Consider the following 24,292-nt stretch of genomic DNA (forward strand, 5'->3'; position numbering starts at 1 on the left):
CTCCCCGGGGTTGCGTTCTCCCTGCTCACGGTACGCCTGGCCGGTCACGGGCGAAACACGGTGGACACGCCTGCCAAGGTGGGGATCGTGACCGGTTTCAAGATCCCGCCCCCATTCCTCGACCGCGCCGCCGGACTCGGCCCCGGAGCCGCCGAATGGCTCGACTCCCTCCCGTTCCTCGCCCAGAAGTACACGGCCAAGTGGAGTCTCACGCTCGACGGTGAGGCCATGCACGGCTTCGTCGGCGTCGCCCAGCCCGTCCGCCGCGCCGACGGCTCCCGCGCGATCCTCAAACTCGGCTGGCCGCACGAGGAATCCGACGACGAACCGCTCGCACTGTCCACTTGGGCCGGTCAGGGCGCGGTGCTGATGTACGACAGCGTGCCCGAGGACGGCGTGCTGCTCCTGGAGCGGCTCGACTCCTCCCGATCGCTCGAAACCGAGCCGATCCGGGAAGCCGTCGAGACCATCGGCGCGATGGCGCGACGGCTGGCCGTCCCGGCTCCCGAAGCGCTGCAACGTTCCCTTCGCGAAGAAGCCGAAGAGCTGGTCGCCGGACTTCCGAGGACCTGGAGCGAACTCGGCGAACCGTTCGACCGGAAGTACATCGACGCGGCGGTCGAAATCTGCGTGCACCTCGGGCCGGAAGCCGGCGAGCTGATGGTGAACGAGGATCTGCACTTCGAGAACGTCCTCGCCGGGGAACGCGAACCGTGGCTGGTGATCGATCCGAAGCCGCTGGCGGGCGACCTCGAGTTCGGCGCGATCTCGATCCTCTGGAACCGGGCGGCCGAGTCCACAATGGACGACAAGGTCGCGTGGTTCACCGCGGCGGCCGGAGTGGACGCCGAACGCACGCGGGCATGGACGCTCGTGCGCGCGGTGCAGAACTGGACCTGGCTTCACGAAGACCTCGCCGAGGGCGCCGAACCCGAGACCCTCGCCGAAGACCCGGCCTACGCCGCGGTCCCCGAAATCGCCGCCTGGGCATTGCGGTGATCACACGAATCGTCTCCCGGCCCGGGAGCCGATAACCTTCGGGCATGGCCACCGTGAACAGGGTATTCGCAGCTCAGTTGGCCGGTTTGCCGGTTTTCGGACCCGATGGCGAATCGATCGGCAAGGTGCGGGATCTGGTGGCGGGTCTCCGGCTCGACCAGCAACCACCGCGGATTTTGGGCATCGTCGTCGAGCTGACGACGAGGCGCCGCGTGTTCGTGCCGATGTTGCGCGTGACCTCGATCGAGCCCACCGCCATCACGCTCGCCACCGGTTCGGTCAACATGCGGCGGTTCCATCAGCGGCCCAACGAGGTGCTGGTGGTCGGGCAACTGTTCGACGCGTACGCCACGCTCGCGGGCTCGGACACCAGGGTCACCGTCGTCGACGCCGCCATGGAACCGACGAGGACCCGGGACTGGGTGCTCGCGAAACTCGCGATCCGCGAGCGCACGAGCAGGCTCGGCCTCGGCAGGCGTCGCGCGCCGATGCAGGTGCTGCCGTGGTCGGAGGTGTCCGGGCTCGGGCTCACCGACCTGACCGGCCAGACCCAGGGCGCGGCGCAACTGCTGATGCTGTTCGACACCATGCGCGCGGCGGACGTCGCAGCCACGGTCCGGGACCTGCCGCTGAAACGGCGGCACGAGGTCGCCGACGCGATGGACGACGAGCACCTCGCCGACCTCCTCGAGGAACTCCCCGAGGACGACCAGAAGGAACTGCTGTCCTACCTCGCCGAGGAACGGGCCGCCGACATCCTCGAAGCGATGAACCCCGACGACGCCGCCGACCTGCTCGCCGAACTGGCGCCCGCCGAACAAAGCCGGTTCCTGGAGCTGATGGAACCCGAAGAGTCGGCGCCGGTGAGGCGGCTGCTGGAGTACTCCTCCGACACCGCGGGCGGCCTGATGACGCCCGAGCCGGTGGTGCTGACACCGGACGCCACGATCGCGGAGGCGCTCGCGCACATCCGCAACGCCGACCTGCCGGTGGCGCTGGCGAGCATGGTGTTCGTCTGCCGTCCGCCGACGGAGACACCGACCGGACGTTTCGTTGGCGTCGTCCACTTCCAGCGTTTGCTGCGCGAACCACCCGCGGAGATGGTGGCGAGCGCCGTCGACACCCAGTTACCCGCGCTGCGGCCGAACGCCACCTTGTCCGAGGTCACCCGCTACTTCGCCGCCTACAACCTCACCTGCGGGCCGGTGGTCGACGCCGAGGACCACCTGCTCGGCGCGGTCACCGTCGACGACGTGCTCGACCACCTGCTCCCGGAGGACTGGCGCGAGACCGGGCTGCACGACATCACCGGCGAGATCACCGAAGAGACCGAGGAGGCCGAACGTGCCTGAACTGACGTCCGGGCGGCGGCTGGACCAGCCCCGAGGCCAAGGCCGGTTCAGGCTGAACATGGATCCGGACACGTTCGGCAGGCTCACCGAACGGGTCGCGCGGTTCCTCGGTACCGGCAAATACCTGTTCTGGCAGACACTGACCGTCATCGTCTGGATCGTGCTGAACCTGGTGGCGGTCTCGTTGCGCTGGGACCCGTATCCGTTCATCCTGCTGAACCTGGCGTTCTCGACGCAGGCCGCGTACGCCGCGCCGCTCATCCTCCTGGCACAGAACCGGCAGGACGACCGTGACCGCGTCTCGCTGGAGGAAGACCGGAATCGGGCCGAGCAGACCAAAGCGGACACCGAATACCTCGCGCGGGAGCTGGCGTCACTGCGGATCGCGGTCGGCGAGGTCGCCACCCGGGACTTCCTCCGCGGCGAACTCGACCGCCTCCGTGAGGATCTTGACGCCAAGCCGCGCAAGGGCAAACCCGACCGCACGGCTACCGGTACGTAACATGGACGTGTGACCAGTACGCAGCAACTCCCCAGCGTCGACGATGTCCGCACCGCGCTGAAGGCCGTGTACGACCCGGAGATCAAGAAACCGATCACCGACCTCGGCATGGTCAAGGGCGTGGAGGTGGGCTCGGACGGTGTGGTCACCGTCGGGATCTACCTGACGGTCGCCGGCTGCCCGTTGAAGGCGACGCTGACCAAGGACACGACCGACGCCGTCGCGAAGCTCCCCGGCGTCAGCGACGTCCGGGTCGAGCTCGACGTGATGAACGACGAGCAACGCACGGAACTGCGAAAATCGCTGCGCGGTGATGCCGCGGAACCGGTGATCCCGTTCGCTCAACCGGGTTCGCTGACGCGGGTCTACTGTGTCGCGTCCGGCAAGGGCGGGGTCGGCAAGTCCTCGGTGACGGTGAACCTCGCGGCGGCGATGGCCGAACGCGGGCTTTCCGTCGGCGTGGTCGACGCGGACATCTACGGGCACTCGGTGCCGCGGATGCTCGGCGCGCGGGAGAAGCCGACCAAGGTCGACACCATGATCATGCCGCCGCAGGCGCACGGTGTGAAGGTCATCTCGATCGGCATGTTCACCCCGGGCAACACACCCGTGGTGTGGCGCGGGCCGATGCTGCACCGCGCGCTCCAGCAGTTCCTCGCGGATGTGTTCTGGGGCGACCTCGACATCCTGCTGCTGGACCTGCCGCCGGGTACCGGCGACATCGCGATCTCGGTGGCGCAGCTGATCCCGAACGCGGAGATCCTGGTCGTGACCACCCCGCAGCAGGCGGCCGCAGAAGTGGCCGAGCGCGCGGGCGCGATCGCGTTGCAGACGCGGCAGCGGGTCGCCGGGGTCATCGAGAACATGTCGTGGCTGGAAACGCCCGACGGCGGCCGGATGGAGATCTTCGGGTCGGGTGGCGGACAGTCCGTGGCCGACTCGCTGTCGAAGTCGGTCGGCTCGACCGTGCCGCTGCTCGGGCAGATCCCAATGGACCCGCGCGTGGTCTCCCTCGGCGACGCGGGCACGCCGATCGTGCTGGCGGAGCCGGACGCGCCGGCGTCGCTCGTGCTCAAGGAGGCGGCGAAGAAGCTGACCGTCCGGGCGCGCGGGCTGGCCGGGATGATGCTGAACGTGACCCCCGCGGGGCGCTGACTTGCCTTTTCGCAATTAGTCCTCTACTTGCGGGCCTTGCGCCACGCAAATAGAGGACTGGTTGCGGTAGTTGCGCGTGCAAGGACCGCAACCAGAGGACTAAACGCGGGGGATCAGGTGGCGTCGGGGTCGACTGGAGGGCGCTCGCCCGGCTTCAACGGCTCGGGCTGCGCGGCGGTCGCCGCCGGGTAGCCGTTGGGCTTGGCCGTACCGTTCGCGCCGTTCGTGGCGCCATTGGTGCCGTTGACGTCCTTGAGCCCCAGCGGATCCGAGTCACCGTCGAACAGATGCTGGGTGACGACCCGCTTCGGGTCGAAGTTACGGAGGCCTCGCAGGTCCTCCAGCGGCTTGCGCAGCTGATCGAACTCCGGGCCCATCTCCTCGCGCAGTTGCGTCTTGGCACCGGTCGCGAAATCGCGGACCTTGCGGATGCTCTTCGCCGCCCATGACGCGGCTTCAGGGAGCCGCTCCGGACCGAGAATGAACAGACCCGCGACGATGATGATGAGGATCTCGCCCCAGCCGACACTTTCGAACACCCGTGTGAACCTCCGCCTCGGCGTCTTCCCCGTTCAGGGTACCCGGCTGGACTGGCTAGTCCGAGGCCAGTTTCACGTCCACCACGAGCGAAGACCCATCCCGGACGAGCCGGACAGGGACCATCTCGCCGACTTCGCGTGCGCGGACCGCGACGAGCAGTTCCGCCGAGTCCCGCACGAGCCGTCCGCCGACCTCGGTGATCACGTCGCCTTCCTTGATCCCGGCCGACGCGGCCGGGCCGCCAGGGGCGACATTGCGGACCTGCGCGCCCATGGTGCTGGAGCCCGCGACGGTCGACGAAGCGTTGATGCCGATGTCGGGGTGGACGACCTTTCCGTCCTTGATCAGTGTTTTCGCGATCTTCACCGCGTAGTCGCTCGGGATGGCGAACCCGATGCCGATGCTGCCGCCCTCGGCGGTGGAGGAGCGGATCGCCGAATTGATCCCGACCAGCGCACCGGTCGCGTCGACGAGCGCGCCGCCCGAGTTGCCGTGGTTGATCGCGGCGTCGGTCTGGATGGCCTCGTAGATCACCGGCGCGCTGCCGCCGTCGCCGCCCGCGGTCACCGGACGGTTGAGCGCGCTCACGATGCCGGCGGTGACCGAGTTCTGCAGCGCCAGCGGCGAACCTACGGCGATCACCGAGTCGCCGACGGCCAGGTCGGACGACTTCCCGACCTGCAGCGCGGTCAGGTTCTGCACGTTGACCTTGACCACGGCCAGGTCGGTCTTGGCGTCGGAGCCGACGACCTTCGCCTCGACGCGCCTGCCGTCGAAGAACACGGCCGTGACCTTGGTGGCCGAATCGGCCGTCGCCGCCGAGATCACGTGTTCGTTCGTGAGTACGTAGCCCTGGGGGTCGATGACGACGCCGGAACCCTGCTGCCCGGCGTCGGCGCCGGGCTTGAACACCTCGAGCGAGACGACGGCGGGCGCCACCCGGTGGGCGATGTCGGCGATCGAGCCCGCCGGACGCTCCTTGGCCGCGTCGGCCTCGGAGATGCTGGCCTGCCCGGTCAGTTCGGTGCCGGTGTCGGCGAACCACCAGCCGATCAGCCCGCCCGCGGCGCCGACGACCAGTGCGACGGCGGCGAGCATCGCCAGCGCCTTCGTCTGCACGCGCCGCCCGAAGAGGACTTCCGGGAGACTCAGCAGCGCGCCTTGCGGTCGCTTCACGCCCTTTTCCTGTTCTGATTCCGCCTGCACGGCGGGCCCGGCGAGCACCGCGCCGGACGAGGGGTCGCGCCACGGGTCCGAAGTCGTGGTCCAGAGCGGACCTTCCGCGCCGTTCTCGGACGGTTCGGGCCCGGTGCTCCCGTGCGGCCGCTCCAGCACGACACCTTCGGCACCCGGCGGGCGGCGGAAGGCCTCGGCGAGCGATTCCGGGGTCGGCGGTGCCAGGTTCATACCCGGCGTGGCCCGCCCGTTCGCGCCCGGCTGGTACAGCTTGTCGAAGGCGCCGTCGACGCCACGCGGCCTGCCGAACGTGGCCGCTTGAGCGGGATCGACGGCGGGCCGGGCCAGCGGGCGCGGCGCCAGCCGATCCCCCGCCGGGTCACCAGGCTGCTGCGGATTCGCGTTCGGCTGCTCGGTCATCATTCCCCGGGGCTGAGATCAGGTTGGCCGGACGCGAGAGTACGCCAAGCCTTGCCCTCCCGATTCTGCCGTGACCACGGTGAAGTGCGCGTTGATTTCCCCGGAACGACAAGAACTGTGACACTTGAGGCAACCATGTCTCACTTCTGGCAGTCTAATGACCATGTCAGCGAATCACGGGGGACAGTTCCCGCCTCAGCAGCATTGGCACCAACAGCAGCAATGGAACGAGCGGCAGGGGTGGCCGCTGCAACCACCCAAGAAGAAGGGCCTGTCCACGAGACTGAAAGTCCTGCTGCTCGTCGGCGCGCTCGTCTTGGTCGGCGGCGGGATCGGCCTGATCTTGGTGATGAAGGCGGCCGCCGGGCCGGAGAAGCAGGCGAAGAGCCTGACCGAGGGTGACTGTGTCGTGCTGACCGGCTCCGGCAAGGAGGCCGACGCGGTCAAGACGCCGTGTGATTCCCCGCAAGCGCCTTACGCGGTGAGCCTCACCGGTGTCGACAAAGGCGAGTGGAACTGCAAGGAAGGCTTCTACCAGTACACCGTCCCGAGGCCGGTGCGCGGGGACGGCGTCGCCTTGTGCCTGGCGATCAACGCCAAGATCGGGTTGTGTTTCGACGAAATCGAGACCAAGACCCCGCCGCCGCTGAAGGACTGCGGCTCGGCGCGGCTGCGGATCAGCGAGGTCTTCCCGCGGATGAGCGTGGTGAACAGCCCGTGCGCCGAGGGCACGGCGGAGGTCATTTCCTACGCCAGCTACGGGACTTCGAACTTCAAGAGCGCGACGATCTGCTTCGTCAAACCCTGACGAAGCAAATCAGCGAGCCGACACGGGCATGGGCGCGGTCGACGTGCTCGGGCTCGGCGTGGGGCTGCGCGGCGGTTCCGGCTTGGCACCGCCGCCCAGCTGCGCGGGCAGCAGACCGGCGTTGACACCCTGCGGGGGTACGAGAGCGGGGCTCGGCTGGTCATCCACGCCCTCACCCGAGGTCGCGACCAGGGCCAGGGCGCTCAGCACCAGACCCGAAACGACGACGCCGGCGCCCTGCGCGTACTTCCGCCGGGCGAGTCCGAACTTTCCACCACCCAGGACATTCGGGGACTGACCCAGTGGCGCCGATGAGCCCAACGGGGCTGTCCCGCCCAGCACTCCGGTGTCTCGAAGGCCGGCGACCCTGTCGGGTCGCTGGATGGCCACCAGCTGACCGTCGGCGGTCATCGCCAGGTTGTCCGGCGCGCCGGGGAGTTCGGTGTTCTGCGGGATGGAGCACAGGCTGGCCAGGAAACCCGCCGACATCGACGGGGCGCCCGCCTGCTTCACGGCGGTGACGGCCTGCCGTTGCGCCGCGACCTCGGCCGCGCACGACTGGCAATGGGCGATATGCGCCGATGCCCTGTCCTGGGCGCCGAGACTCAGCTCGCCGTCCACGAAGGCGACGATGGCGTCCGGAAGCAGATGCGACTCGGGGAGTCCCCAGCCTCGCGGTGCGGTCATACCCCCACCTTCGCAGACTCCTGCGCCGCGGCGCGACGACGCTCCAAAGAAGCGCGCAGCGCCTGGCGACCGCGGTGTATCCGGCTGCGCACGGTGCCGAGCTTGACACCGAGGGTGGCGCCGATCTCCTCGTACGAGAGGCCTTCGACGTCGCACAGCACGACCGCGGCACGGAACTCGGGCGGCAACTCGTCGAGCGCGGCCTGCAGGTCCGGGTCGAGATGGGTGTCCGAGTAGACCTGCTCGGGGCTCGGGTCGTCACCGACGATGCGGTCGGTGTCCTCGGGCAGGCCTTCCATCCGCACGCGTGAGCGGCGGCGGGCCATGTCGAGGAAGAGGTTCGTGGTGATGCGGTGCAGCCAGCCTTCGAAGGTGCCGGGCTTGTAGGACGCGAGGGAGCGGAAGACCCGGATGAAGGTCTCCTGCGTCAGGTCCTCGGCGTCGTGGGCGTTACCGGTCAGACGGTACGCCAGCCGGTACACGCGGTCGGCGTGTTCGCGCACGACCTCGTCCCAAGACGGCGGCGTCCACGCGGCCTCGTCCACGGTCACCGGTGTGACCTGGTCCACGTGCTGATCCTGCATCGTTTCCTGCATCGGGGAAGTAGGCACCTCCATCAGCGTCTTCTCCCTAACTACTCCACCCAACGCGGGCGATGTGCACGGTGTTCCCGTTGTCGAGACCCAGTCTCTCCGGCCTGCTTATGTTTCTAGTGAGACTGGACTGAGAGGAGGCTGAGAAGTTCGGTAGCAGGGAGTCTTCGCTGTTTTGTCCACAGGCAGCGCTAACCTCCGCGTGTGAATTCCGGGACGCATGCGGGCTCGGCGGCCGCGGCCGCCGACGCCGACCTCGTCGACGGGTACCTCCCCGACGACGAGGTACTGGCCACGGCGCGGGCGCGGTCGGCCGATCTGGGGTGCGGTCCGCTGAGCGCGGGCGCCGGCGCGACGCTGCGTTTCCTGGCCACGACGCTGCGCGCGAAGGCCGTCGTCGAGGTCGGGACCGGAGCGGGCGTGAGCGGGTTGTGCCTGCTCAGGGGCATGGTCGACGACGGGATCCTGACCTCGATCGACATCGAACCCGAGTACCACCGGGCGGCGAGGTCGGCGTTCCGGGAGGCGGGTTATCCGCCGGGACGGACCCGGCTGATCATGGGCCGCGCGCTCGACGTCCTGCCCCGGCTCACCCCCGGTGGCTACGATCTGGTGTTCGTCGATTCGGCGCCGATCGAGTACCCGAGTTGCTACGAGAAGGCCGTCGCGCTGCTCCGGCCCGGCGGGATACTGGCGTTTCACAACGTCTCGGGGGCCAGGGTGACCGATCCCTCACGGCGCGATCCGGACACCCTCGCGCTGCGCGAGGTCGCGCGGGCCTTCCGCGAGGACGAACGGCTGGTCCCGGCCCTGTTGCCCGTCGGCGGCGGGCTGCTGGTCGCCGCCATCGCGTAGCAAGGGACCTTTGCTATCGCCGGGAGCTGATGGGGACTTTCCCCGCATCTGACGCGGTGAAGGACGCTTTCCCTGCATGCGACGCAGGGAAAGTCCCCTTCAGCCGCGTTGGCACGGCCACTGCCGCCGCCGCGAGGGCGAGCCAGGCGGCGGTGAGCGCGATCAGCCAGGTCCAGCCCGCGTGCCCGTAGACGGTCGCACCGACGGCGCCGCCGATACTGCTGCCGAGGTAGTACGAAAGCGTGTACAGCCCGCCCACCTGGCCCCGGGCGTTCTCGGGCGCCTCCGCGGCTGCCCAGCCGTTGGCGACGGCGTGGGCGGCGAAGAACGCGCCCGTCAGCACGACGAACCCGACGATGACCAGCGGAAGCGAATCGGGCAGCGTCAGCGCGGCCCCGGCGATCGTGAGCAGCAACGCGCCGGAGAGCGATCGGCGACGTCCGAACCGGCCGACGAGTTTGCCCGCGGTCGCCGACGAGACCGAGCCCATCGCGTAGGCGAGGAAGACCAGCGACGCGATCGCGGGCGAGAGGTCCAGCGGCTCGCCGGTCAGGCGGAATCCGGCGGCGTTGTACAGCGCGACGAACGAGCCCATCGCCAGCAGCGCGACCGCGTACTGAACCAGGAGGATCGGCTTCCGAACGGCGGCGCCGAGGCCCGCGAGGACCGCCCGCCCCTGTTCACGCAGCCCCTCTGAACTGCGACGATCCGCCGAAGTGGTAGCAAAGGTCCCTTGCTCCCCCGGCGGCAGGGTCAGCACCGTGACCACCGCGCAGACCAGCCCCATCACCGCGACGACGAGCAGCGCACCGTGGTAGCCGAACGGACCGGCGGTGAACCCGGCCGCGAGCCTGCCGACCATGCCGCCGACGGTGTTCCCGGCGATCATCGCGCCCACCGCCGCCGCGAGCCCGGCCTTGCCGAGCCGTTCCGCGAGGTAGGCCGCGGCCACTCCGGGGAACCCCGCGATGGCGACGCCCTGCAACGCCCGCAGCACGAGCAGCGCCGGATAGCTGGGCGCCAGCGGCAGCAGGAAACCGAACACGACCGCCGAGACCACCGAAGCGATGATCACCGGGCGCCGTCCCACGACCTCGGAGAGCGCCGCGATCGGCAGCACGGCGATCGCGAGCGCGCCGGTCGCGACACTCACCGCGAGCGAGGCGCCGCCCGGGTCGAGGTGGTACTGCTCGGCCAGCTGCGGCAGCACCGGCTGCGGCGCGTAGAGCAGGGCGAACGAGGAGATCCCGGCCGCGGCGACGGCGATCGTCACGCGGCGGGTGGTTCCGGTGGCAGGCACGGTCTCGAAGCTAAGCCTGGCTAAACGATACGTCTAATACGTTCATCTGCGACAATCGATGCTGTGCTGAATGAAAGGATGACCGCCCAGCTAGCCCCCCAGCTCGCGTTGCTCTCCGCACTGCGCCGCACGACGAACGTCACACGCGCGGCCGAACTCCTCGGTGTCCCGCAGCCGACGGTGAGCCGCCGGATCGCCGCGCTCGGCGAAGCCCTCGGCGCCCCGTTGACCGTCCCCGACGGCCGCGGCATCCGCCTCACCCGGGCAGCCGAACTGCTGGCCGACGCCGCCGAACGCGCCCTCGCCGCCGTCGACACCGGAGTCCGCCAAGCCCGCGAAGAGGTCGACCCCGAATCCGGGCACATCGTCCTCGGCTTCCTGCACCTGCTCGGCCGGTCGCTGGTCCCCACCCTGCTCCGCGGCTACCGCGCGGAGCATCCGCACATGCGCTTCACGCTGGTCCAAGGCTCACGTCAGGACATGGTCGACAGGCTGACCAGCGGCGAACTCGACCTCGCGCTGCTCGCACCCGCGCCCGTCGGAGACCCGCTGCTCGACACCGCCGTGCTCGCCGAACAGGAGATCTTCCTGTCCGTCCCGACATCGCACCACCTCGCCGACCGGCCGAACGCCGCCATCGAAGACCTCAAGGACGAGGAATTCGTGCTCCTCGAGACCGGCTACGGCCTCCGCACCATCACCGACGATTTGTGCGCCGAGGCCGGCTTCGACCCGAAGATCGCCTTCGAGGGCCAGGAGTCCGACACCGTCCGAGGACTCGTCGCGGCCGGGCTCGGGGTGGCGCTGCTCCCCCGGTTCGAACCCGGCAGCCCGGCGGGCGTCGCCGAAGTCCCGCTCGTGCCGCCGGTCGGGCGGACCATCGGGCTGGCGTGGCGCAAGGACGTCGTCCTGCCACCGGCGGTCCTGCGGTTCCGGGAGCAGATCCGCGCCGAGCGGGTGTGAGGCGACATAGGTCCGTGAAGCCCACCACGCTTCCTGTACTCGAGATCCGAACCTCGGGACAGGCGGTAGCAAAGGTCCCTTGCTACCGCCCCGCTGGTCAGACGTAGGAAGCGACCAGTTCGACCAGCGTCCGCGCGGCGAAACCGGTGGCTCCCGGCACGACGTCGGCGTAGGTCTTGTCGGCCCGCGCGGGGCCGGCGATGTCGAGGTGCGCCCACGGCACGTCGCCGACGAACTCCCGCAGGAACAGCGCCGCGACGATGCCGCCGGGACCACCGGGCGCCTGCCGGACGTCGCCGAGCGAACCCTGCACGGTCTCGGCCAGGTCCTCCAGCAGCGGCATCCGCCACCACGCCTCGCCGACCCGCTCGCCCGCCTTCGTGACCCGCTCCGCGAGCGCGTCGTCGGTGGCGAAAACGCCGCCGGTCCGGACGCCGAGCGAGACCTTCATGGCGCCGGTCAGCGTCGCCGCGTCGATCACGGCGTCCGGTTTGTGCTTCCTGATGCCGTAGACGAGCGCGTCGGCGAGGACCATGCGGCCTTCGGCGTCGGTGTTGCCCACCTCGGTCGTCTTGCCGCCGTAGTGGCGGACGATGTCGCCTGGCCGGTACGACGAACCGGACACGTGGTTCTCGGCGGCGGGCACCAGCCCGGTCACCTTGACCGGCAGGCCGAGTGCGGCGATCGCACGGACCGCGGCGATGATCGCCGCACCGCCAGCCATGTCGGTGCGCATGAGGTGCATGCCGTCGGCCGGTTTGATCGAAAGGCCGCCGGTGTCGAAGGTGATGCCCTTGCCGACCAGCAGCAGATGCGTCGCCGCCCCGCGCGGCCGGTACTCCAGCTCGATCAGCCTCGGCGGCGCGGACGAACCGCCACCGACGGCCAGGACGCCGCCGAAGCCCTGCTCCGCCAGCCACTTCTCGTCCCGGACCGAGACGGTCAGGTTCGGGATGCCGCCGGCGACGCGCGCTGCGGTGTCGGCGAGCCAGGCGGGGGTCTTGATGTTCGAAGGCGCGTTCGCCAGGTCGCGGGCGAACGAGGCGGCCGCGGCGAGTTCGCGAACCCGCTCCAGTGCCTTCTCGTACGCGGGCACGGCGCGCTCGTAGCGGGTCAGGAGGCGCACGGTCCGCAGGCTCGGCCTCGGCTCCTCGGCCGTCACCGTGAACCGGTAGCCACCCAGCAACAGACCGAACGCCAGTTCCTCGACGTGCTCGGCGCCCGCGTCCTCGGGCAGTTCGACGGCGAAGGCGCGGAACGCCTTCTGACCCGCCTTCACGTCCTCGTCCAGTGCCGACGAGACGGCGCGGATCAGCGCGGCACCGGCTTTGCGGTACTGACGCGGTTCACCGTCGCCGACGCCCGCGAGCCAGCGGGTGCCCCCTGTCGGCACGGTCTGCACGTCGCCGGCCTTGCCGGTCGGCCGCACGCCGCCGATCTCCTCGAGTCCGGTGTCACCGTCCTCTTCGGACGGCGCCGCGATCAGCGTGGCCAGCGGTGTGCCGCGCCGCAGGTCGTCCGAGACCTCGATTTCGAGCAGCTTCCCCGGAACGGGGGGTAGCGGGTTACGCACAGTGAGCGACCTCCGGGCACAGATGAACCGCGACCCCGGCCTCCGAACGGAGACCGGGGTGCGGGTGGTTGAACGTTGGTGCGGTCCGGCTCAGCCGGTGACCTCCTGCAAGGCCGCGCCGAGATCCTTCGCTTCTTCCGCGGAGAGTTCGACGACGAGGCGCCCACCACCCTCGAGTGGTACGCGCATCACGAGGCCCCGCCCCTCCTTAGTCACTTCGAGGGGACCATCTCCGGTCCGGGGCTTCATGGCCGCCATAGCGTGCTCCCTCCGTCTCAACCGGCGCGCCCGGGTCGCGCTCGTCAAAGCCAGCCGGGTCTACTGTCCATTGTCCCTCATCAGCGGCCGGGCGCGAACGCGGACCGATCTTTTGCCGTCGTATCGGTGCTGGTATGCGGCTCGCGAGGCTGAAAGACTCCACTCAGACCGCAGTTTCGCCGACTAGGAGATCCCGTGACCACATCCGACGTTCTGCTGACCGCCGACGCCGATGGCGTGCGCACTTTCACGCTGAACCGGCCGCAGGCGTACAACTCGCTGACCGTCGAACTCAAGGAACTGCTGCTGGCGGGGTTGCGGGAGGCCGCGGCCGACGAAAGCGTCCGGGCCGTCGTGCTGACCGGCTCCGGCAAGGCGTTCTGCGCCGGGCAGGATTTGAAGGAGCATGTCGGACTGCTACAGGCGGGTGACCCGGCTCCGCTACACACCGTCAAGGAGCATTACAACCCGATCGTCAAGGCCATCGTGGGGATGCCGAAGCCGGTCATCGCCGCGGTGAACGGCCCCGCGGCGGGCGCGGGCGCCGCCTTCGCCTACGCGAGCGACCTCCGGATCGCGACGACGTCGGCGAACTTCCTGATGGCGTTCGCGAACGTCGGCCTCGGCCCGGACTCGGGCGCGTCGTGGACGCTGCAGCGGCTGATCGGCCTCGGCCGCGCGGCCGAACTGATGCTGCTGGCCCGCACTGTCGACGCGGCCGAAGCGCTGACGCTCGGGCTCGTCAGCGAGGTCGTCTCGGACGAGGAACTGGCGGGCCGCGCGCAGAAGGTCGCCGCGAAGCTCGCGGCCGGCCCGACGGTCGCCTACGCGAAGATCAAGAACGTCCTGTCCGTCGCCGCCGAGTCCTCACTCGAAGAGGCACTGGACGCCGAGGACGCCGCGCAGTCCGCGTTGGGCGCGACCTCCGACCACACAGAGGCTGTCGAGGCCTTCGTGGGGAAGCGCAAGCCGAACTTTCAGGGCAAGTAGCCCCTCGGGACGTGCCATGAACGGTCCGTTACTTGCAAATTTTGCAAGTAACGGACCGTTCATGGCATCGGCGCCCCGCTTCGGGACCGGTACCAAGCGGTGGCGGTTAGCGTTCCGCCGTGCTCCCGATCCCAGCCCACCTCCAGGCGAAAGCCGCGGAACACGGCCTCGGCGAATGCCTCCGTCGCTATCGCCGCAGGCCAGGGCTCGTCGGCACCTTCTTCGCGTTCGCACCACTAGCGGGCGCTCTGGCGCTCGGGATCCGCGAAGGCGACCTGACCGGAGCGCTGGCCGTCGTGCTGTTCGTGTGGCCGCCGCTGTTCCTCCCGTGGTGCCACTTCACGAGGAAACGCCTCGCCGGTGGCGTCTACGTCTTCACCGGCGGCTTCGCGGAGGTCTACGGACGCAAGATCCCGCACGCGATCACTTGGGCCGAAGTCCACGAAGTGCGCTACAAGGGCGTCGAGCACTGGGTGAACTTCTTCCCCGTCGCCTACGTCGCGTTGTGCACGATCGGCCTGCGCGACGGGCGCGAGATCGAGTTCGACGGCACTTACCGGCCGCTGGAACGACTGGCGAGCGACCTCCGAAGCAGTGCCTAGGCGTGTCTCCCGAACTGGGGTTGGCAGGTTGGGCGAGGACACACGCGTGCGTCTTTCGGCCGGAGGCCGCGGATTCGCGGAGGCGGGCCGCTGATACGGCTGGGTGAAGGACCAGCTGATGCCGCGGCCCGGCTGCGGAAACCCGAAGACACGCTTCGAGAGGGCCTAACCGGCCCGGAAGCAGTCCTTCACGTGGTCGTCGACCATCCCGGTCGCCTGCATCAGCGCGTAACAGGTCGTCGGCCCCAGGAACACGAACCCGCGCTTCTTGAGGTCCTTCGCCATCGCCTTCGACTCGTCGGTGATCGCCGGGACGTCCGCCATCGTGCGGGGCCGCTTCTGCCGCGCGGGCGCGAACGACCACAGCAGGTCGTCCAGTGCACCGTCCAGCTCCGCGATCACGCGCGCGTTGTTGATCGCCGCCAGGATCTTCGCCCGGTTCCGCACGATCGACGCGTCCTGCATCAGCCGTTCGACGTCGTCGTCGGTGAAGACGGCGACCTTCTTCGGCTTGAACTTCTTGAACGCCTTCCGGAACGACTCCCGCTTGCGCAGGATCGTGATCCACGAGAGCCCGGACTGGAACGACTCAAGGCACAAGCGCTCGTACAACTCTTCGTCCCCGTGAAGCGGCACGCCCCATTCGGTGTCGTGGTACTCGACGTAGTCCGGGGCCGAGTTACCCCATGAGCACCGCTTGATCCCGTCCGTGCCCAGCAAACCCGCCTCAGCCAACCCGGTACCCCTCCGCGTACTTCACGAACTTCTGCAGGCACAGCCGCAGCCCCAGCTCGAACCCCGGTTTCGCGACCGGCCAGCCGAGCCGCCCGACGACGCCGAACGGCGGCCGCAGCTGCTCCGCCCAGACGAACGTCGACGAATGCGGCCCCTTTTCGATCACCTGGAACACCCCGGTGCCCTGCACGATCTTGCCGAGGTGCCGGACGACGCAGCGCAGCGGTGGCTCCCAGCTGGTGATCTCCATGGTGTCGGTGAACCCGATCCCGGCGACGCCGGTGAAGGCCGACAGCTTCGAGCCCACGCTGCGCCCGTTGCCCTCGACGACCTTGACCTCGGTGCCGAGCATCCATTCGCCCTGGCGTTCCCAGTCGGTCAGGGCGAGCCAAGCCGTCCCGGCCGGTACCGCGACGTCGACGGAGACGACGACATCGGTCACCTGGCGCCCTCGCGCTCGGCCTCCAGCTCGGCCACCTTGGACCGCAGTTCGTCGATCTCGACGCCGAGACGCCGCATCACCCAGTCCACTTCGGACATCTTGTAGCCGCGCACCACCATCTGGTAGCGGACGGCGTAGACGTCCTCGGCGGTGATGTCCTCGGCGGGCAGTCTGGTCGGCGAACTGCCGGGGGACAGCGGGGCCAGTTCCTCACCCCGGCCGAACACCACGGCGGCCAGCAGAAACACCACTGCGGCCACCAGCAGCATGACTACGAGGTAGATCAGGGCGGTCGTCACGCGACGATCGTGGCACACGAACGCCACGATCGTCGCGCCAGCAACGCGAGTCGCACGCTGAGCACCACCCAGATGACCATCAGGATCCCGCACGGCACGGACAGGAACAGCCGTGACGCGTCGATGAGCCCGGTGGCGATCACCAGCAGCGCCACCGAAAGCAGGTTCAGCCCGACGGCCTCGCCGATCAGCACGCCGATGGTCCTGACCAGCTTGACCCCGTCCATCCGCCGGGAGAGCCAGCGCATGCAGAGGAGGGCGAACACCCCCAGCACCGGCACGATGAACACCGAACCGTGGGTGAACTGGGCGATGTACTTGTACCAAGCCGGGGTGGCCTCGAGCTGCGACCAGTCGCCGAAAGTCCATTTGCGGGCGAATTCCCAGGCGAGCTGCATCATCGGCACGCCGAGGATCAGCTTCCAGAGGGTGCGCGTGCCGCTGTGCATGCCCAGTTCGGCCTGATAGTCCCGCGCGATCAGGTGCGCCGGCCCGAAGTCGTCGACGGCGCGCCGCTGCGCCTCGTGCTCGCTCCAGCCGCCCTCGCGGTAGGCGTCGGCGGCGTCGTTGAGCCCGTCCCGCGCCTCGCGGAGCAGGTCCCGTTTGGCCGACGCCGGACCGTCCAGCCGCGCGCGCAGGTCACCGAGATAGGCCTCGATCACAGTCATGCCGTAGTTCTCCCGATGCTCCGCGCGGTCAGGCCGCGATCGCCATAGCCGGCCGCCGGTGACGGCGCGCGGCGACCGTGAGCCGCATGCTGAACAGGATCCACGCGCCGGACAGGACCGCGCACGGCACGCTGACGATCAGCCGCGCGGGCTCCAGCAGCCCGGTCGCGCCGCCGTACAACGCGACCGCGATGAGGTTCAGCCCCACCGCCGCGGCCACGGACAGCGAAATAAAGCGCGCGGCACGCGGGCCGTCCGTCCGCCGCGAAAGCAGCCGTGCCGCGATCACGCCGGCGACCGCGACCACCGGGGACAGCGCCGCCACGGTGTCGGCCGCGCCGATCGCGCGGTGGTACCAGGACGGCGGCGGGTCACCGAACCGCGACCAGTCGCCGAAGCTCAGCACCCGCAGGAGGTCCCAGCCGACGAGCAGCACGGGGACACCGACGATCAGCTCCCACAGGACACGGATGTCACGCCGCAGTCCCAGTTCCGCCTGGTAGTCACGGGCGATCAGGTCGGCGGGGCCGAAATCGGCGACGGCCCGCCGCTCGGCGTCCGCCTCGCCGGCACGGTAGGCCTCGGCCGCGTCGGTCAGGCCGTCCCTCGCCTCGGTGAGCAGATCGGCCTTGGCCTCCGCCGACCCGCTCAACCGTCTGTCCAGTTCCGAGATGTATGCCTCGATCGCGCTCATGCCGTGCTCCCCCCGAGGACACCACCTATGACCGTGGTGAACTCCTGCCACTCCGCCCGTTCCGCCGCCAGCGCCTTCTGCCCGGAGCGGGTGAGCTTGTACGTACGACGTTTGCGGCCGGATACGACGTCCCATTCGCTGGCGAGGAAACCGGCGCGCTCCAACCGGCGAAGCGCCGGGTAGACGGTGCCCGTCGGCAGGTCGAGCGCACCGTCACTGCGGAGCTGGAGCGCCTCGATGATGGCGTACCCGTGCAGCTTCCGGCCGTCGAGGACGGCTAGGAGCAACGCGTCGAGGTGCCCGCGCAGGCTGTCGGCCTTCATAGATAGACAGTCTACACATCGCCGCCGACCAGGGTAGCCGGATCTTTCCCGGACCCGCCTCAGGGAATGTCCCCGAGATCACCCCTGATTCATAGATTTGGTGGCTACATGTAGCCAGCCTACGTATACAGTGCCTCGGCATGGACGCACTCCCGATCGCGAGACTCCAGTTCGCGACGACGACCTCGTTCCACTTCCTGTTCGTGCTGCTCACACTGGGGCTCGTGACACTCGTCGCGGTGATGCAGACACGTTCCGCGCTCGGCGGCAAGCCGGAGCTCATGCGGATGACCCGTTTCTGGGGCAAGCTTTACGTGATCAATTACGCGCTGGGAATCGTCACCGGAATCGTGATGGAATTCCAGTTCGGGCTGACCTGGACCGGCTTGTCCACGGTCGCGGGCGACGTCTTCGGCGCACCGCTGGCCATCGAGACACTGGTGGCGTTCTTCGCCGAATCGACCTTCCTCGGACTGTGGATCTTCGGCTGGGGGCGGCTGAACAAAGGGGTCCACCTGACCCTGATCTGGCTGATCACGCTGACCGCGTACGCCTCGGCACTGTTCATCATGGTGGCCAACTCGTTCCTGCAGAACCCGGTCGGCACGCACGCCGAGAACGGCGTGCTGAAACTCGACGACTTCGGTGCGCTGTTCACCAACCCGGCGCTGACGATGTCGCTGCCCCATGTACTGAGCGCGGCGTTGATGACCGGCGGTTTCTTCGTGGTCGGCGTCAGCGCGTACCACTTCATCAAGCGCACCAAGGAGATCGAGTTCTTCCGGTCCTCGATGCGGATCGGCGTGCTCACCTCGCTGGTGGGCAGCGCGATGGTGATCGGCTTCGGTTTCGCCCAGTTCGGCCCGCTCGGGGAATACCACGCCAGGAAGCTCGAATCACCGGAACCGCTGGTCGGCGCCCCACTGGGGTTCATGATCCAGCTCGGCTTCATCGCCTTCCTCGCCTCGATCCTCGGCACGCTGCTGCTGTTCCGAAACTGGATCACCAAGGTGCGGCCGCTGCTGTACGTGATGGTGCTGGCCATCCCGCTGCCGTTCTTCGCCGCGATCTCCGGCTGGCTCGTGCGGGAGATCGGCAGGCAGCCATGGCTGATTCGCGGTCAGTTGACCACCGCGGACGCCGTCGCGTCGATCCCGGCGGGCCAGATCCTGTTCTCCTTCATCGCTTTCACGCTGTTGTTCGCGGTACTCACGGTCGCCGACTGGGTGCTGATGTCGCGGGTCGCCAAACGCGGCCCGGAACCCGAAGGCGAGGCGAAGATGCCTCAAGCTGAAAATCTAGTCCTGAGCGGAGTCTGACCATGGTGATCCTGTGGTGGTGTGTGCTCGGTTTCCTGACCGGCGGCTATTTCGCGCTGGCGGGCTACGACTACGGCGTCGGGATGCTGCTCGGCAGGCTCAGCCGTGACGAGGAAGGACGACGGCGCGTGCTCGGCGCTTTCGGCCCGTTCTTTCTCGCCAACGAGGCCTGGCTGGTGGCCGCGGTCGGCGTCCTGTTCGGCGCCTTCCCACACCTGGAAGGAAAAGTGTTCTCTGGGGCGTACCTCCCGGTCGTCACCCTGCTGCTCGGGCTTGTCACGTTCACCGCGGCGGTGCAGTTGCGCAGCAGGCGGCCGGACGCCGGACGTGGCACCTGGACGCTCGCGATCACCGTCGGCGCCTGGGTGACGGCGGTGTCCTGGGGCGTGTTCCTCGGCAACCTCGTCCTCGGGCTCCCGCTCGACGCCAAGGGGCTGCCGACAGGCGGTGTCCTCGCCGTGTTCGAACCGTACGCGCTGCTCTGGGGCGCCGGGTTCGTCGCGCTGTTCGCCTTACAGGGAGCGGCTTTCCTCGCTGTCCGAGCGCCTGTCGAATTCACCGACGGCGCGAACCGGATCGCCAGGGCCCTGCTCGCGCCCGCGCTCGCGTTCCTGGTCGTGGCGGTCGCCTGGGGCGCGATCGAGACCACCGCGTCGTGGACCGTACTGCCCGCGATCGGGCTGGCGTTCGGAGCGCTGGGTGTCGCGTTCACGGCACTGCGGGCGGGACGGCACAAGGCGGCACTGGTCGCCACGATGGTTCTGTCCGCGTCACCGGTGCTGGCCGTCGGAACGCTGCGCCTGCCGGACACGCTCGTGTCCTCTGTGGACGGCGGGTTTTCGCTGAGCCTGACGGAAGCGGCCGCCAGCTCCGAGACGCTCGGTCTGCTCACTTTTGTCCTGCCGCCCGCGCTGGTGGTGATCGCCGCCGTGCAGTGGGTGACCTGGCGTGGGCACGGCGACCGCGTCGACCAGCGCTCGTTGCTGCACTTCTAGGAGCTGATGATGCCTCCCCTTCCCGGACTGCGACGCCATTTCGGTGTGCTGGCCGTGCTCGGCACGCTGACCGCCGTGGCGGGCCTCGTCCAGGCGGACGGCCTCGCGACGCTGCTCACCGGCGGCGGCGTGACCTGGACGCTCGCGGCGGCGATCGCGGCGCGGGTGCTGCTCACGGGTGTTCAAGGTTCGCTCGGCGGCCGGTTCGCGGCGACGGTCAAAGCCGGACTGCGCAAGCGGCTTCTCGGCGCGGAAGCGGAAAATCCCGGTGAGGTCGCGACTTTGGTGACCAAAGGGATCGACGCCGGTGACGCCTACCTGACCGGCTACCTGCCGACGCTGGTGCTGTCGGCGATCGTGCCGGTCGCCGTGCTCGTCCGGTTGTTCACCGCGGATCTCGCGTCGGCGCTGATCATCACCGCGACACTGCCGTTGATCCCGGTGTTCGCGATCCTGGTCGGCCAGCTCGCGATGGCCAAGACGGCGAAGCAGTGGCAACTGCTTTCGAAGCTGGGCGGGCATTTTTTCGACGTCGTACGCGGGCTCGGCACGCTGAAGGTGTTCGGCCGCGCCGCCGCGCAGGCGAAGACGGTACGGGCGATGGCGGACGCGCATACGGACGCGACGATGCGCACGCTGCGGGTCGCGTTCCTGTCCGCGCTGGTGCTGGAACTGGTGGCGACGCTTTCGGTGGCGCTCGTCGCGGTGCCGATCGGTTTCCGGCTGCTGGAAGGCGGGATGGTGGTGCACACGGCCGTACTGGTGCTGCTGCTCGCCCCCGAGGCCTACCTGCCGTTGCGGGCGGCCGGGGCGAAGTTCCACGCCAGCGCGGAAGGGCTCGCCACCCTGCGGGAGGCGCTGGCCGTCCCCGCGGACGAGACCGTCCGGGGTTCTCAGGTGGCAGGCCGTGGTGCGCCGCGGATCGTGCTGGAGAAGGTGAGCGTCGCGTACGGCGACGAGATCGTTCTGTCCGAAGTGGACTTGGCGATCGAGGCGGGCGAGCACGTCGCGCTCATCGGCCCCAGTGGTTCCGGGAAGAGCACGCTGCTGGCTGTCCTGCTGGGCTTTGTCACGCCGACGTCCGGCCGGGTCCTCGTCGACGGCGTCGACCTGCGTGAACTGGATCCGATGCCGTGGCGGGCCAGGACGGCCTGGGTGCCGCAACGGCCGACGTTGTTCACCGGGACCGTCGAGGAGAACATCGCCATGGGCCAGGTGCCGGACGTCCAGGCGGCGGCCCGCGCGGCGGCGTTCGACGAGGTCGTGCGGGGGCTGCCCGGCGGCTACCGGACGCGGATCGGGGAACTGGGCGCGCCGCTTTCGGCCGGGCAGCGGCAACGGCTCGGGCTCGCCAGGGCGCTTGCCCGCACGGAGGCGGGCCTGGTGCTGCTCGACGAACCGACCGCCCGGCTCGACGCGGAGACCGAAGCGGCCGTGCTCGGCGCGACCCGCGAACTGCTCACCGGCCGGACCGCGGTGCTCGTGGCCCACCGGCCAGCCATGGCCGAGCTGGCCGTCCGCGTCTTCGAAGTCCGCAATGGCGCACTGAGAGAACGGGAACTCGTGTGAACGTCTGGGGTGTGTCCGCAAAGGACACTGTCCGATTGGTGCGCGCCGGGCTGATCGCGGCCGGTGCCGAACTGGCCGGACTGGCGCTGATGGCCACCGCGGCGTGGCTGCTGCTGAAGGCGGCCGAGCAGCCGCCACTGGCTTCGCTCACGGTGGCGATCGTCGCCGTCCGGACACTGGCGTTGCTGCGCGGCGGACTGCGTTACGCGGAACGGCTCGCCGGGCACGAAGTCGTCCTGCGCTATCTCGGCGCCTTGCGGACCCGCGTGTACACGTCGCTGGTGCCGCACCGGGTTTCCCGGCATTCCGGCGGCGACCTCGTCACGCGCCTGGTGTCCGATGTGGACGCCGTGCAGGACGCGATCCTCCGCTGCCTGCTGCCCGCCGGGGTCGCCGCCTTCGTGGGCCTTGTGTCGACCACGGTCGCGTTGATCGTCAGCCCGATGGCCGGTCTGGTGCTGGCGCTCGGCCTCGCCATCGCCGGGATCGGGTTGCCATGGCTTTGCGTGCGGATCACTCGCGCGGCGGCGGAGCAGAGCGCTCCAGCGCGGGCGGATCTGGCCGAACGGTCGGTCGAACTGATCAGCGGACGACGGGAGCTGATCGCCTACGGCGTGCACGAGTCCACCGTGGACGCCGCGCACACCGCTGTCGACGCCCTCGCCTCCCGGGACCGGGCGACGGCGAACCGGACCAGTCTGCTGACCGCGGCCGGGCTGCTCGTCCAGCTGCTGACCTGCGTCACGATCGCGCTGACCGCCGGGGTTTCACCGCCGCTGACGGCGGCGCTGGCCCTGGGCGCGCTGGCCGTGTTCGAGCTGGTCCTTCCGCTGACCGCGGCCGCCCAGCGCTGGGTCGAGGTCCGCGCGTCGGCGGGGCGGGTGCGCACGCTGCTGGCCGAGCCCGCTCCCGCGCGTGGAACGCTGGTGCCTGAACCTGGACACCTGCGGCTCGAAGGCGTCGGCGTGCGTTTCGAGGGCAGGGCTCCGACGCTGGACGGCGTCGACCTCGACCTCCCGCCGGGCAAGCGGCTCGGGATCCTGGGGCCGAGCGGTGCCGGGAAGACGACGTTGCTGAACGTGCTGCTGGGTTCCGTGGCGCCGACGTCCGGGCGCGCGCTGCTGAACGGAAGGCCGCTGGACGTGTACGACCCGGCGCTGCTGCCGTCGGTGGTTTCGGGCGCACTCGCGGACGCGCACGTCTTCCACACGACAGTCCGGGAGAACCTGCTGCTCGCGAAGCCCGGCGCGACCGACCCGGAGCTGCTCTCGGCGTGTGAAACGGCGGACTTCGCTCTGCCACTCGACCGCGAGGTCGGCTCCGATGGCGACGCTCTGTCTGGCGGGCAGCGCCAGCGGCTCGTGCTCGCGCGGGCGGTGCTGGCCGCCCCGCCGGTCCTGGTGCTGGACGAGCCGGTCGAAGGGCTGGACCCGGAACACGGCGACGCCGTCCTGGCAGACGTCCTCGCGGCCGCGCGCGGCACCGTCGTCCTCGTGACGCATCGCGAAGCGCACGTGGCCGGGTTCGACGAAGTACTACGGGTGGGTTAAACCGCGCACGTCCCGCATCGGCGGCCGGTCCCTCACCGATATCTCGGCCACCTCCGACAGCCACTCGTCCTCTACTTGCGCGAACTGGGTGAGCTGAGCCGGGTCGTCCGACTTGATGCCGCAGCGCGCGAGCGCCGTCCCGAGGATCTGCCGCGCCATCACACCCAGCTGAAGCAGCGAGCGGTTGCGGTGCTTGCGTACGCCGAGGTTGACCTGTGCGAGTCCTTCGAGGCCGTAGCGCGCTTCGGCGTCGAGGATGAGCCCGATCTCGACGCCGTACCCGGCCGCGAAGGGCACTGACTCGAGGAACTCGCGCGTCGCGGCGTACTCGCCGCCCAGGGGCTGGATGAGCCCCGAGAGCGACGGGCGCAGCGCCGAGAGGACCGGTCGCGCCAGCAGCTCGGTGACCCGGCCGCCACCGCTGCTCTCCAGCCGCAGCGGTCGCCGGTAAAAACCTTTGACCAGGTGGACGCCGTCTTCGCAGAGCAGGGGCCCGAGCAGGGTCGGCACGAACGCCGGATCCGGGTCGACCAGGTCGGAGTCGAGGAACACGACGACGTCGCCGGTCGTCGCGGCCAGCGACCGCCACAGCACTTCGCCCTTGCCCGGCACCGGCGGCAGTCCGGGGAGCACGTCCTCGCGGTGCACCACCCGCGCGCCGGCCCGTTCGGCGAGCTCGGCGGTGGCGTCGGTGGACCCGGAATCCATCACGACCAACTCGTCGACGACCGTGCCCAGCAGCGGCCGCACCGTGCCGACGACTTCGGCGACGGTGTCCTCTTCGTCGAGTGCCGGTAGCACGACCGAAACCGTCCGGTCACCCTTCGCGGCGACGATGTCGTCGAGCGTCCAACCGGGGTTCTGCCACGTGCGCCGCTCGAACCAACTCATGAGTAGTGATCGTGCCATGCTGGAGTCCGACACC

27 protein-coding genes are annotated in these 24,292 nt (G+C 69.4%); 13 read left to right on the plus strand and 14 right to left on the minus strand.

Annotated features, from left to right (window positions below; all coding sequences use genetic code 11):
* Positions 1-87 precede the first annotated feature (87 nt).
* Genes ACM6LR_RS00745 through ACM6LR_RS00760 form a run of 4 tightly spaced genes read left to right on the plus strand, consistent with a single transcriptional unit; the run spans position 88 to position 4,008 of the window.
* Entirely contained in the window at positions 88-999 is a 912-nt protein-coding gene (locus ACM6LR_RS00745; RefSeq protein ID WP_414942973.1) for an aminoglycoside phosphotransferase family protein, read from the plus strand.
* Between the two features lie 44 nt (positions 1,000-1,043).
* The gene (locus tag ACM6LR_RS00750) at positions 1,044-2,351 is read left to right on the plus strand and encodes a magnesium transporter MgtE N-terminal domain-containing protein (RefSeq protein ID WP_414935620.1); all 1,308 of its coding nucleotides are present in this window, start codon (positions 1,044-1,046) and stop codon (positions 2,349-2,351) included.
* Positions 2,344-2,853 carry a DUF1003 domain-containing protein gene (locus ACM6LR_RS00755; RefSeq protein ID WP_409492754.1) on the plus strand — a complete coding sequence of 170 codons (510 nt, stop codon included), beginning with the start codon at positions 2,344-2,346 and terminating at the stop codon, positions 2,851-2,853. The genes ACM6LR_RS00750 and ACM6LR_RS00755 overlap by 8 nt, the downstream gene beginning before the upstream one ends.
* Positions 2,854-2,862: 9 nt before the next feature.
* On the plus strand, positions 2,863-4,008 hold the full coding sequence (locus tag ACM6LR_RS00760) for an Mrp/NBP35 family ATP-binding protein (RefSeq protein ID WP_414935621.1): 1,146 nt from the start codon (positions 2,863-2,865) through the stop codon (positions 4,006-4,008).
* Between the two features lie 113 nt (positions 4,009-4,121).
* Here ACM6LR_RS00760 and tatB read toward each other — a convergent pair whose 3' ends face one another.
* A complete protein-coding gene (tatB, locus tag ACM6LR_RS00765; RefSeq protein ID WP_414935622.1) occupies positions 4,122-4,547 on the minus strand; it encodes a Sec-independent protein translocase protein TatB in 426 nt (141 codons plus the stop codon).
* Between the two features lie 55 nt (positions 4,548-4,602).
* The gene (locus tag ACM6LR_RS00770) at positions 4,603-6,144 is read right to left on the minus strand and encodes a S1C family serine protease (RefSeq protein ID WP_414942974.1); all 1,542 of its coding nucleotides are present in this window, start codon (positions 6,142-6,144) and stop codon (positions 4,603-4,605) included.
* 163 nt (positions 6,145-6,307) lie between these two features.
* Between ACM6LR_RS00770 and ACM6LR_RS00775 the strand changes: the two genes are divergently transcribed.
* Positions 6,308-6,952, plus strand: a complete 645-nt coding sequence (locus ACM6LR_RS00775) for a hypothetical protein (RefSeq protein WP_414942975.1) — start codon at positions 6,308-6,310, stop codon at positions 6,950-6,952.
* Between the two features lie 9 nt (positions 6,953-6,961).
* Here the strand turns inward: ACM6LR_RS00775 and ACM6LR_RS00780 are convergent, their stop codons facing one another.
* Together ACM6LR_RS00780 and sigE are read right to left on the minus strand one after the other, a co-directional pair.
* Positions 6,962-7,639 carry an anti-sigma factor family protein gene (locus tag ACM6LR_RS00780; RefSeq protein WP_414935625.1) on the minus strand — a complete coding sequence of 226 codons (678 nt, stop codon included), beginning with the start codon at positions 7,637-7,639 and terminating at the stop codon, positions 6,962-6,964.
* On the minus strand, positions 7,636-8,256 hold the full coding sequence (gene sigE, locus ACM6LR_RS00785; protein WP_414935626.1) for an RNA polymerase sigma factor SigE: 621 nt from the start codon (positions 8,254-8,256) through the stop codon (positions 7,636-7,638). The genes ACM6LR_RS00780 and sigE overlap by 4 nt, the downstream gene beginning before the upstream one ends.
* Positions 8,257-8,436: 180 nt before the next feature.
* Between sigE and ACM6LR_RS00790 the strand changes: the two genes are divergently transcribed.
* Entirely contained in the window at positions 8,437-9,087 is a 651-nt protein-coding gene (locus ACM6LR_RS00790; protein WP_414942976.1) for an O-methyltransferase, read from the plus strand.
* Positions 9,088-9,100: 13 nt separating this feature from the next.
* Here the strand turns inward: ACM6LR_RS00790 and ACM6LR_RS00795 are convergent, their stop codons facing one another.
* A complete protein-coding gene (locus ACM6LR_RS00795; protein WP_414943225.1) occupies positions 9,101-10,360 on the minus strand; it encodes an MFS transporter in 1,260 nt (419 codons plus the stop codon).
* A gap of 105 nt (positions 10,361-10,465) precedes the next feature.
* On the opposite strand from ACM6LR_RS00795, the gene ACM6LR_RS00800 reads away from it, so the two are divergent.
* Positions 10,466-11,350 carry a LysR family transcriptional regulator gene (locus ACM6LR_RS00800; protein WP_414935628.1) on the plus strand — a complete coding sequence of 295 codons (885 nt, stop codon included), beginning with the start codon at positions 10,466-10,468 and terminating at the stop codon, positions 11,348-11,350.
* A gap of 97 nt (positions 11,351-11,447) precedes the next feature.
* Here ACM6LR_RS00800 and ACM6LR_RS00805 read toward each other — a convergent pair whose 3' ends face one another.
* Together ACM6LR_RS00805 and ACM6LR_RS00810 are read right to left on the minus strand one after the other, a co-directional pair.
* On the minus strand, positions 11,448-12,923 hold the full coding sequence (locus ACM6LR_RS00805; RefSeq protein ID WP_414935629.1) for a leucyl aminopeptidase family protein: 1,476 nt from the start codon (positions 12,921-12,923) through the stop codon (positions 11,448-11,450).
* Between the two features lie 90 nt (positions 12,924-13,013).
* Positions 13,014-13,181 (minus strand): DUF3117 domain-containing protein, encoded by a 168-nt coding sequence (locus tag ACM6LR_RS00810; protein ID WP_005155393.1) that lies wholly within the window; start codon positions 13,179-13,181, stop codon positions 13,014-13,016.
* Positions 13,182-13,376: 195 nt separating this feature from the next.
* On the opposite strand from ACM6LR_RS00810, the gene ACM6LR_RS00815 reads away from it, so the two are divergent.
* Together ACM6LR_RS00815 and ACM6LR_RS00820 are read left to right on the plus strand one after the other, a co-directional pair.
* Positions 13,377-14,171 carry an enoyl-CoA hydratase-related protein gene (locus ACM6LR_RS00815; protein WP_414935630.1) on the plus strand — a complete coding sequence of 265 codons (795 nt, stop codon included), beginning with the start codon at positions 13,377-13,379 and terminating at the stop codon, positions 14,169-14,171.
* Positions 14,172-14,290: 119 nt separating this feature from the next.
* On the plus strand, positions 14,291-14,773 hold the full coding sequence (locus ACM6LR_RS00820) for a hypothetical protein (protein ID WP_414942977.1): 483 nt from the start codon (positions 14,291-14,293) through the stop codon (positions 14,771-14,773).
* 165 nt (positions 14,774-14,938) lie between these two features.
* Here ACM6LR_RS00820 and ACM6LR_RS00825 read toward each other — a convergent pair whose 3' ends face one another.
* Genes ACM6LR_RS00825 through ACM6LR_RS00850 form a run of 6 tightly spaced genes read right to left on the minus strand, consistent with a single transcriptional unit; the run spans position 14,939 to position 17,934 of the window.
* A complete protein-coding gene (locus ACM6LR_RS00825; RefSeq protein WP_414935632.1) occupies positions 14,939-15,508 on the minus strand; it encodes a DNA-3-methyladenine glycosylase I in 570 nt (189 codons plus the stop codon).
* Positions 15,501-15,950, minus strand: a complete 450-nt coding sequence (locus ACM6LR_RS00830; protein WP_414935633.1) for an SRPBCC family protein — start codon at positions 15,948-15,950, stop codon at positions 15,501-15,503. The genes ACM6LR_RS00825 and ACM6LR_RS00830 overlap by 8 nt, the downstream gene beginning before the upstream one ends.
* A complete protein-coding gene (locus ACM6LR_RS00835) occupies positions 15,947-16,249 on the minus strand; it encodes a DivIVA domain-containing protein (RefSeq protein ID WP_414935634.1) in 303 nt (100 codons plus the stop codon). The genes ACM6LR_RS00830 and ACM6LR_RS00835 overlap by 4 nt, the downstream gene beginning before the upstream one ends.
* The gene (locus ACM6LR_RS00840) at positions 16,246-16,917 is read right to left on the minus strand and encodes a permease prefix domain 1-containing protein (RefSeq protein ID WP_414942978.1); all 672 of its coding nucleotides are present in this window, start codon (positions 16,915-16,917) and stop codon (positions 16,246-16,248) included. The genes ACM6LR_RS00835 and ACM6LR_RS00840 overlap by 4 nt, the downstream gene beginning before the upstream one ends.
* 28 nt (positions 16,918-16,945) lie before the next feature.
* Positions 16,946-17,611, minus strand: a complete 666-nt coding sequence (locus ACM6LR_RS00845; protein ID WP_414942979.1) for a permease prefix domain 1-containing protein — start codon at positions 17,609-17,611, stop codon at positions 16,946-16,948.
* Positions 17,608-17,934 carry a helix-turn-helix transcriptional regulator gene (locus ACM6LR_RS00850; protein WP_005155407.1) on the minus strand — a complete coding sequence of 109 codons (327 nt, stop codon included), beginning with the start codon at positions 17,932-17,934 and terminating at the stop codon, positions 17,608-17,610. Before ACM6LR_RS00850 ends, ACM6LR_RS00845 begins: the two co-directional genes overlap by 4 nt.
* Positions 17,935-18,074: 140 nt before the next feature.
* Here ACM6LR_RS00850 and ACM6LR_RS00855 point away from each other — a divergent pair, with 140 nt between their 5' ends.
* The 4 genes from ACM6LR_RS00855 to cydC are packed head-to-tail and all read left to right on the plus strand — an operon-like array spanning position 18,075 to position 23,367.
* The gene (locus tag ACM6LR_RS00855) at positions 18,075-19,253 is read left to right on the plus strand and encodes a cytochrome ubiquinol oxidase subunit I (protein ID WP_414942980.1); all 1,179 of its coding nucleotides are present in this window, start codon (positions 18,075-18,077) and stop codon (positions 19,251-19,253) included.
* Positions 19,254-19,255: 2 nt separating this feature from the next.
* On the plus strand, positions 19,256-20,248 hold the full coding sequence (locus ACM6LR_RS00860; protein ID WP_414942981.1) for a cytochrome d ubiquinol oxidase subunit II: 993 nt from the start codon (positions 19,256-19,258) through the stop codon (positions 20,246-20,248).
* Positions 20,249-20,257: 9 nt separating this feature from the next.
* Positions 20,258-21,817, plus strand: a complete 1,560-nt coding sequence (gene cydD, locus ACM6LR_RS00865; RefSeq protein WP_414942982.1) for a thiol reductant ABC exporter subunit CydD — start codon at positions 20,258-20,260, stop codon at positions 21,815-21,817.
* Between the two features lie 38 nt (positions 21,818-21,855).
* A complete protein-coding gene (cydC, locus tag ACM6LR_RS00870; protein WP_414942983.1) occupies positions 21,856-23,367 on the plus strand; it encodes a thiol reductant ABC exporter subunit CydC in 1,512 nt (503 codons plus the stop codon).
* On the opposite strand, the gene ACM6LR_RS00875 is transcribed toward cydC, so the two are convergent.
* The gene (locus tag ACM6LR_RS00875; protein WP_414942984.1) at positions 23,353-24,258 is read right to left on the minus strand and encodes a glucosyl-3-phosphoglycerate synthase; all 906 of its coding nucleotides are present in this window, start codon (positions 24,256-24,258) and stop codon (positions 23,353-23,355) included. The genes cydC and ACM6LR_RS00875 overlap by 15 nt on opposite strands.
* Positions 24,259-24,292 lie beyond the last annotated feature (34 nt).

It is taken from the genome of Amycolatopsis sp. cmx-11-32 (assembly GCF_047608695.1).
In the GTDB taxonomy this organism is placed as follows: domain Bacteria; phylum Actinomycetota; class Actinomycetes; order Mycobacteriales; family Pseudonocardiaceae; genus Amycolatopsis.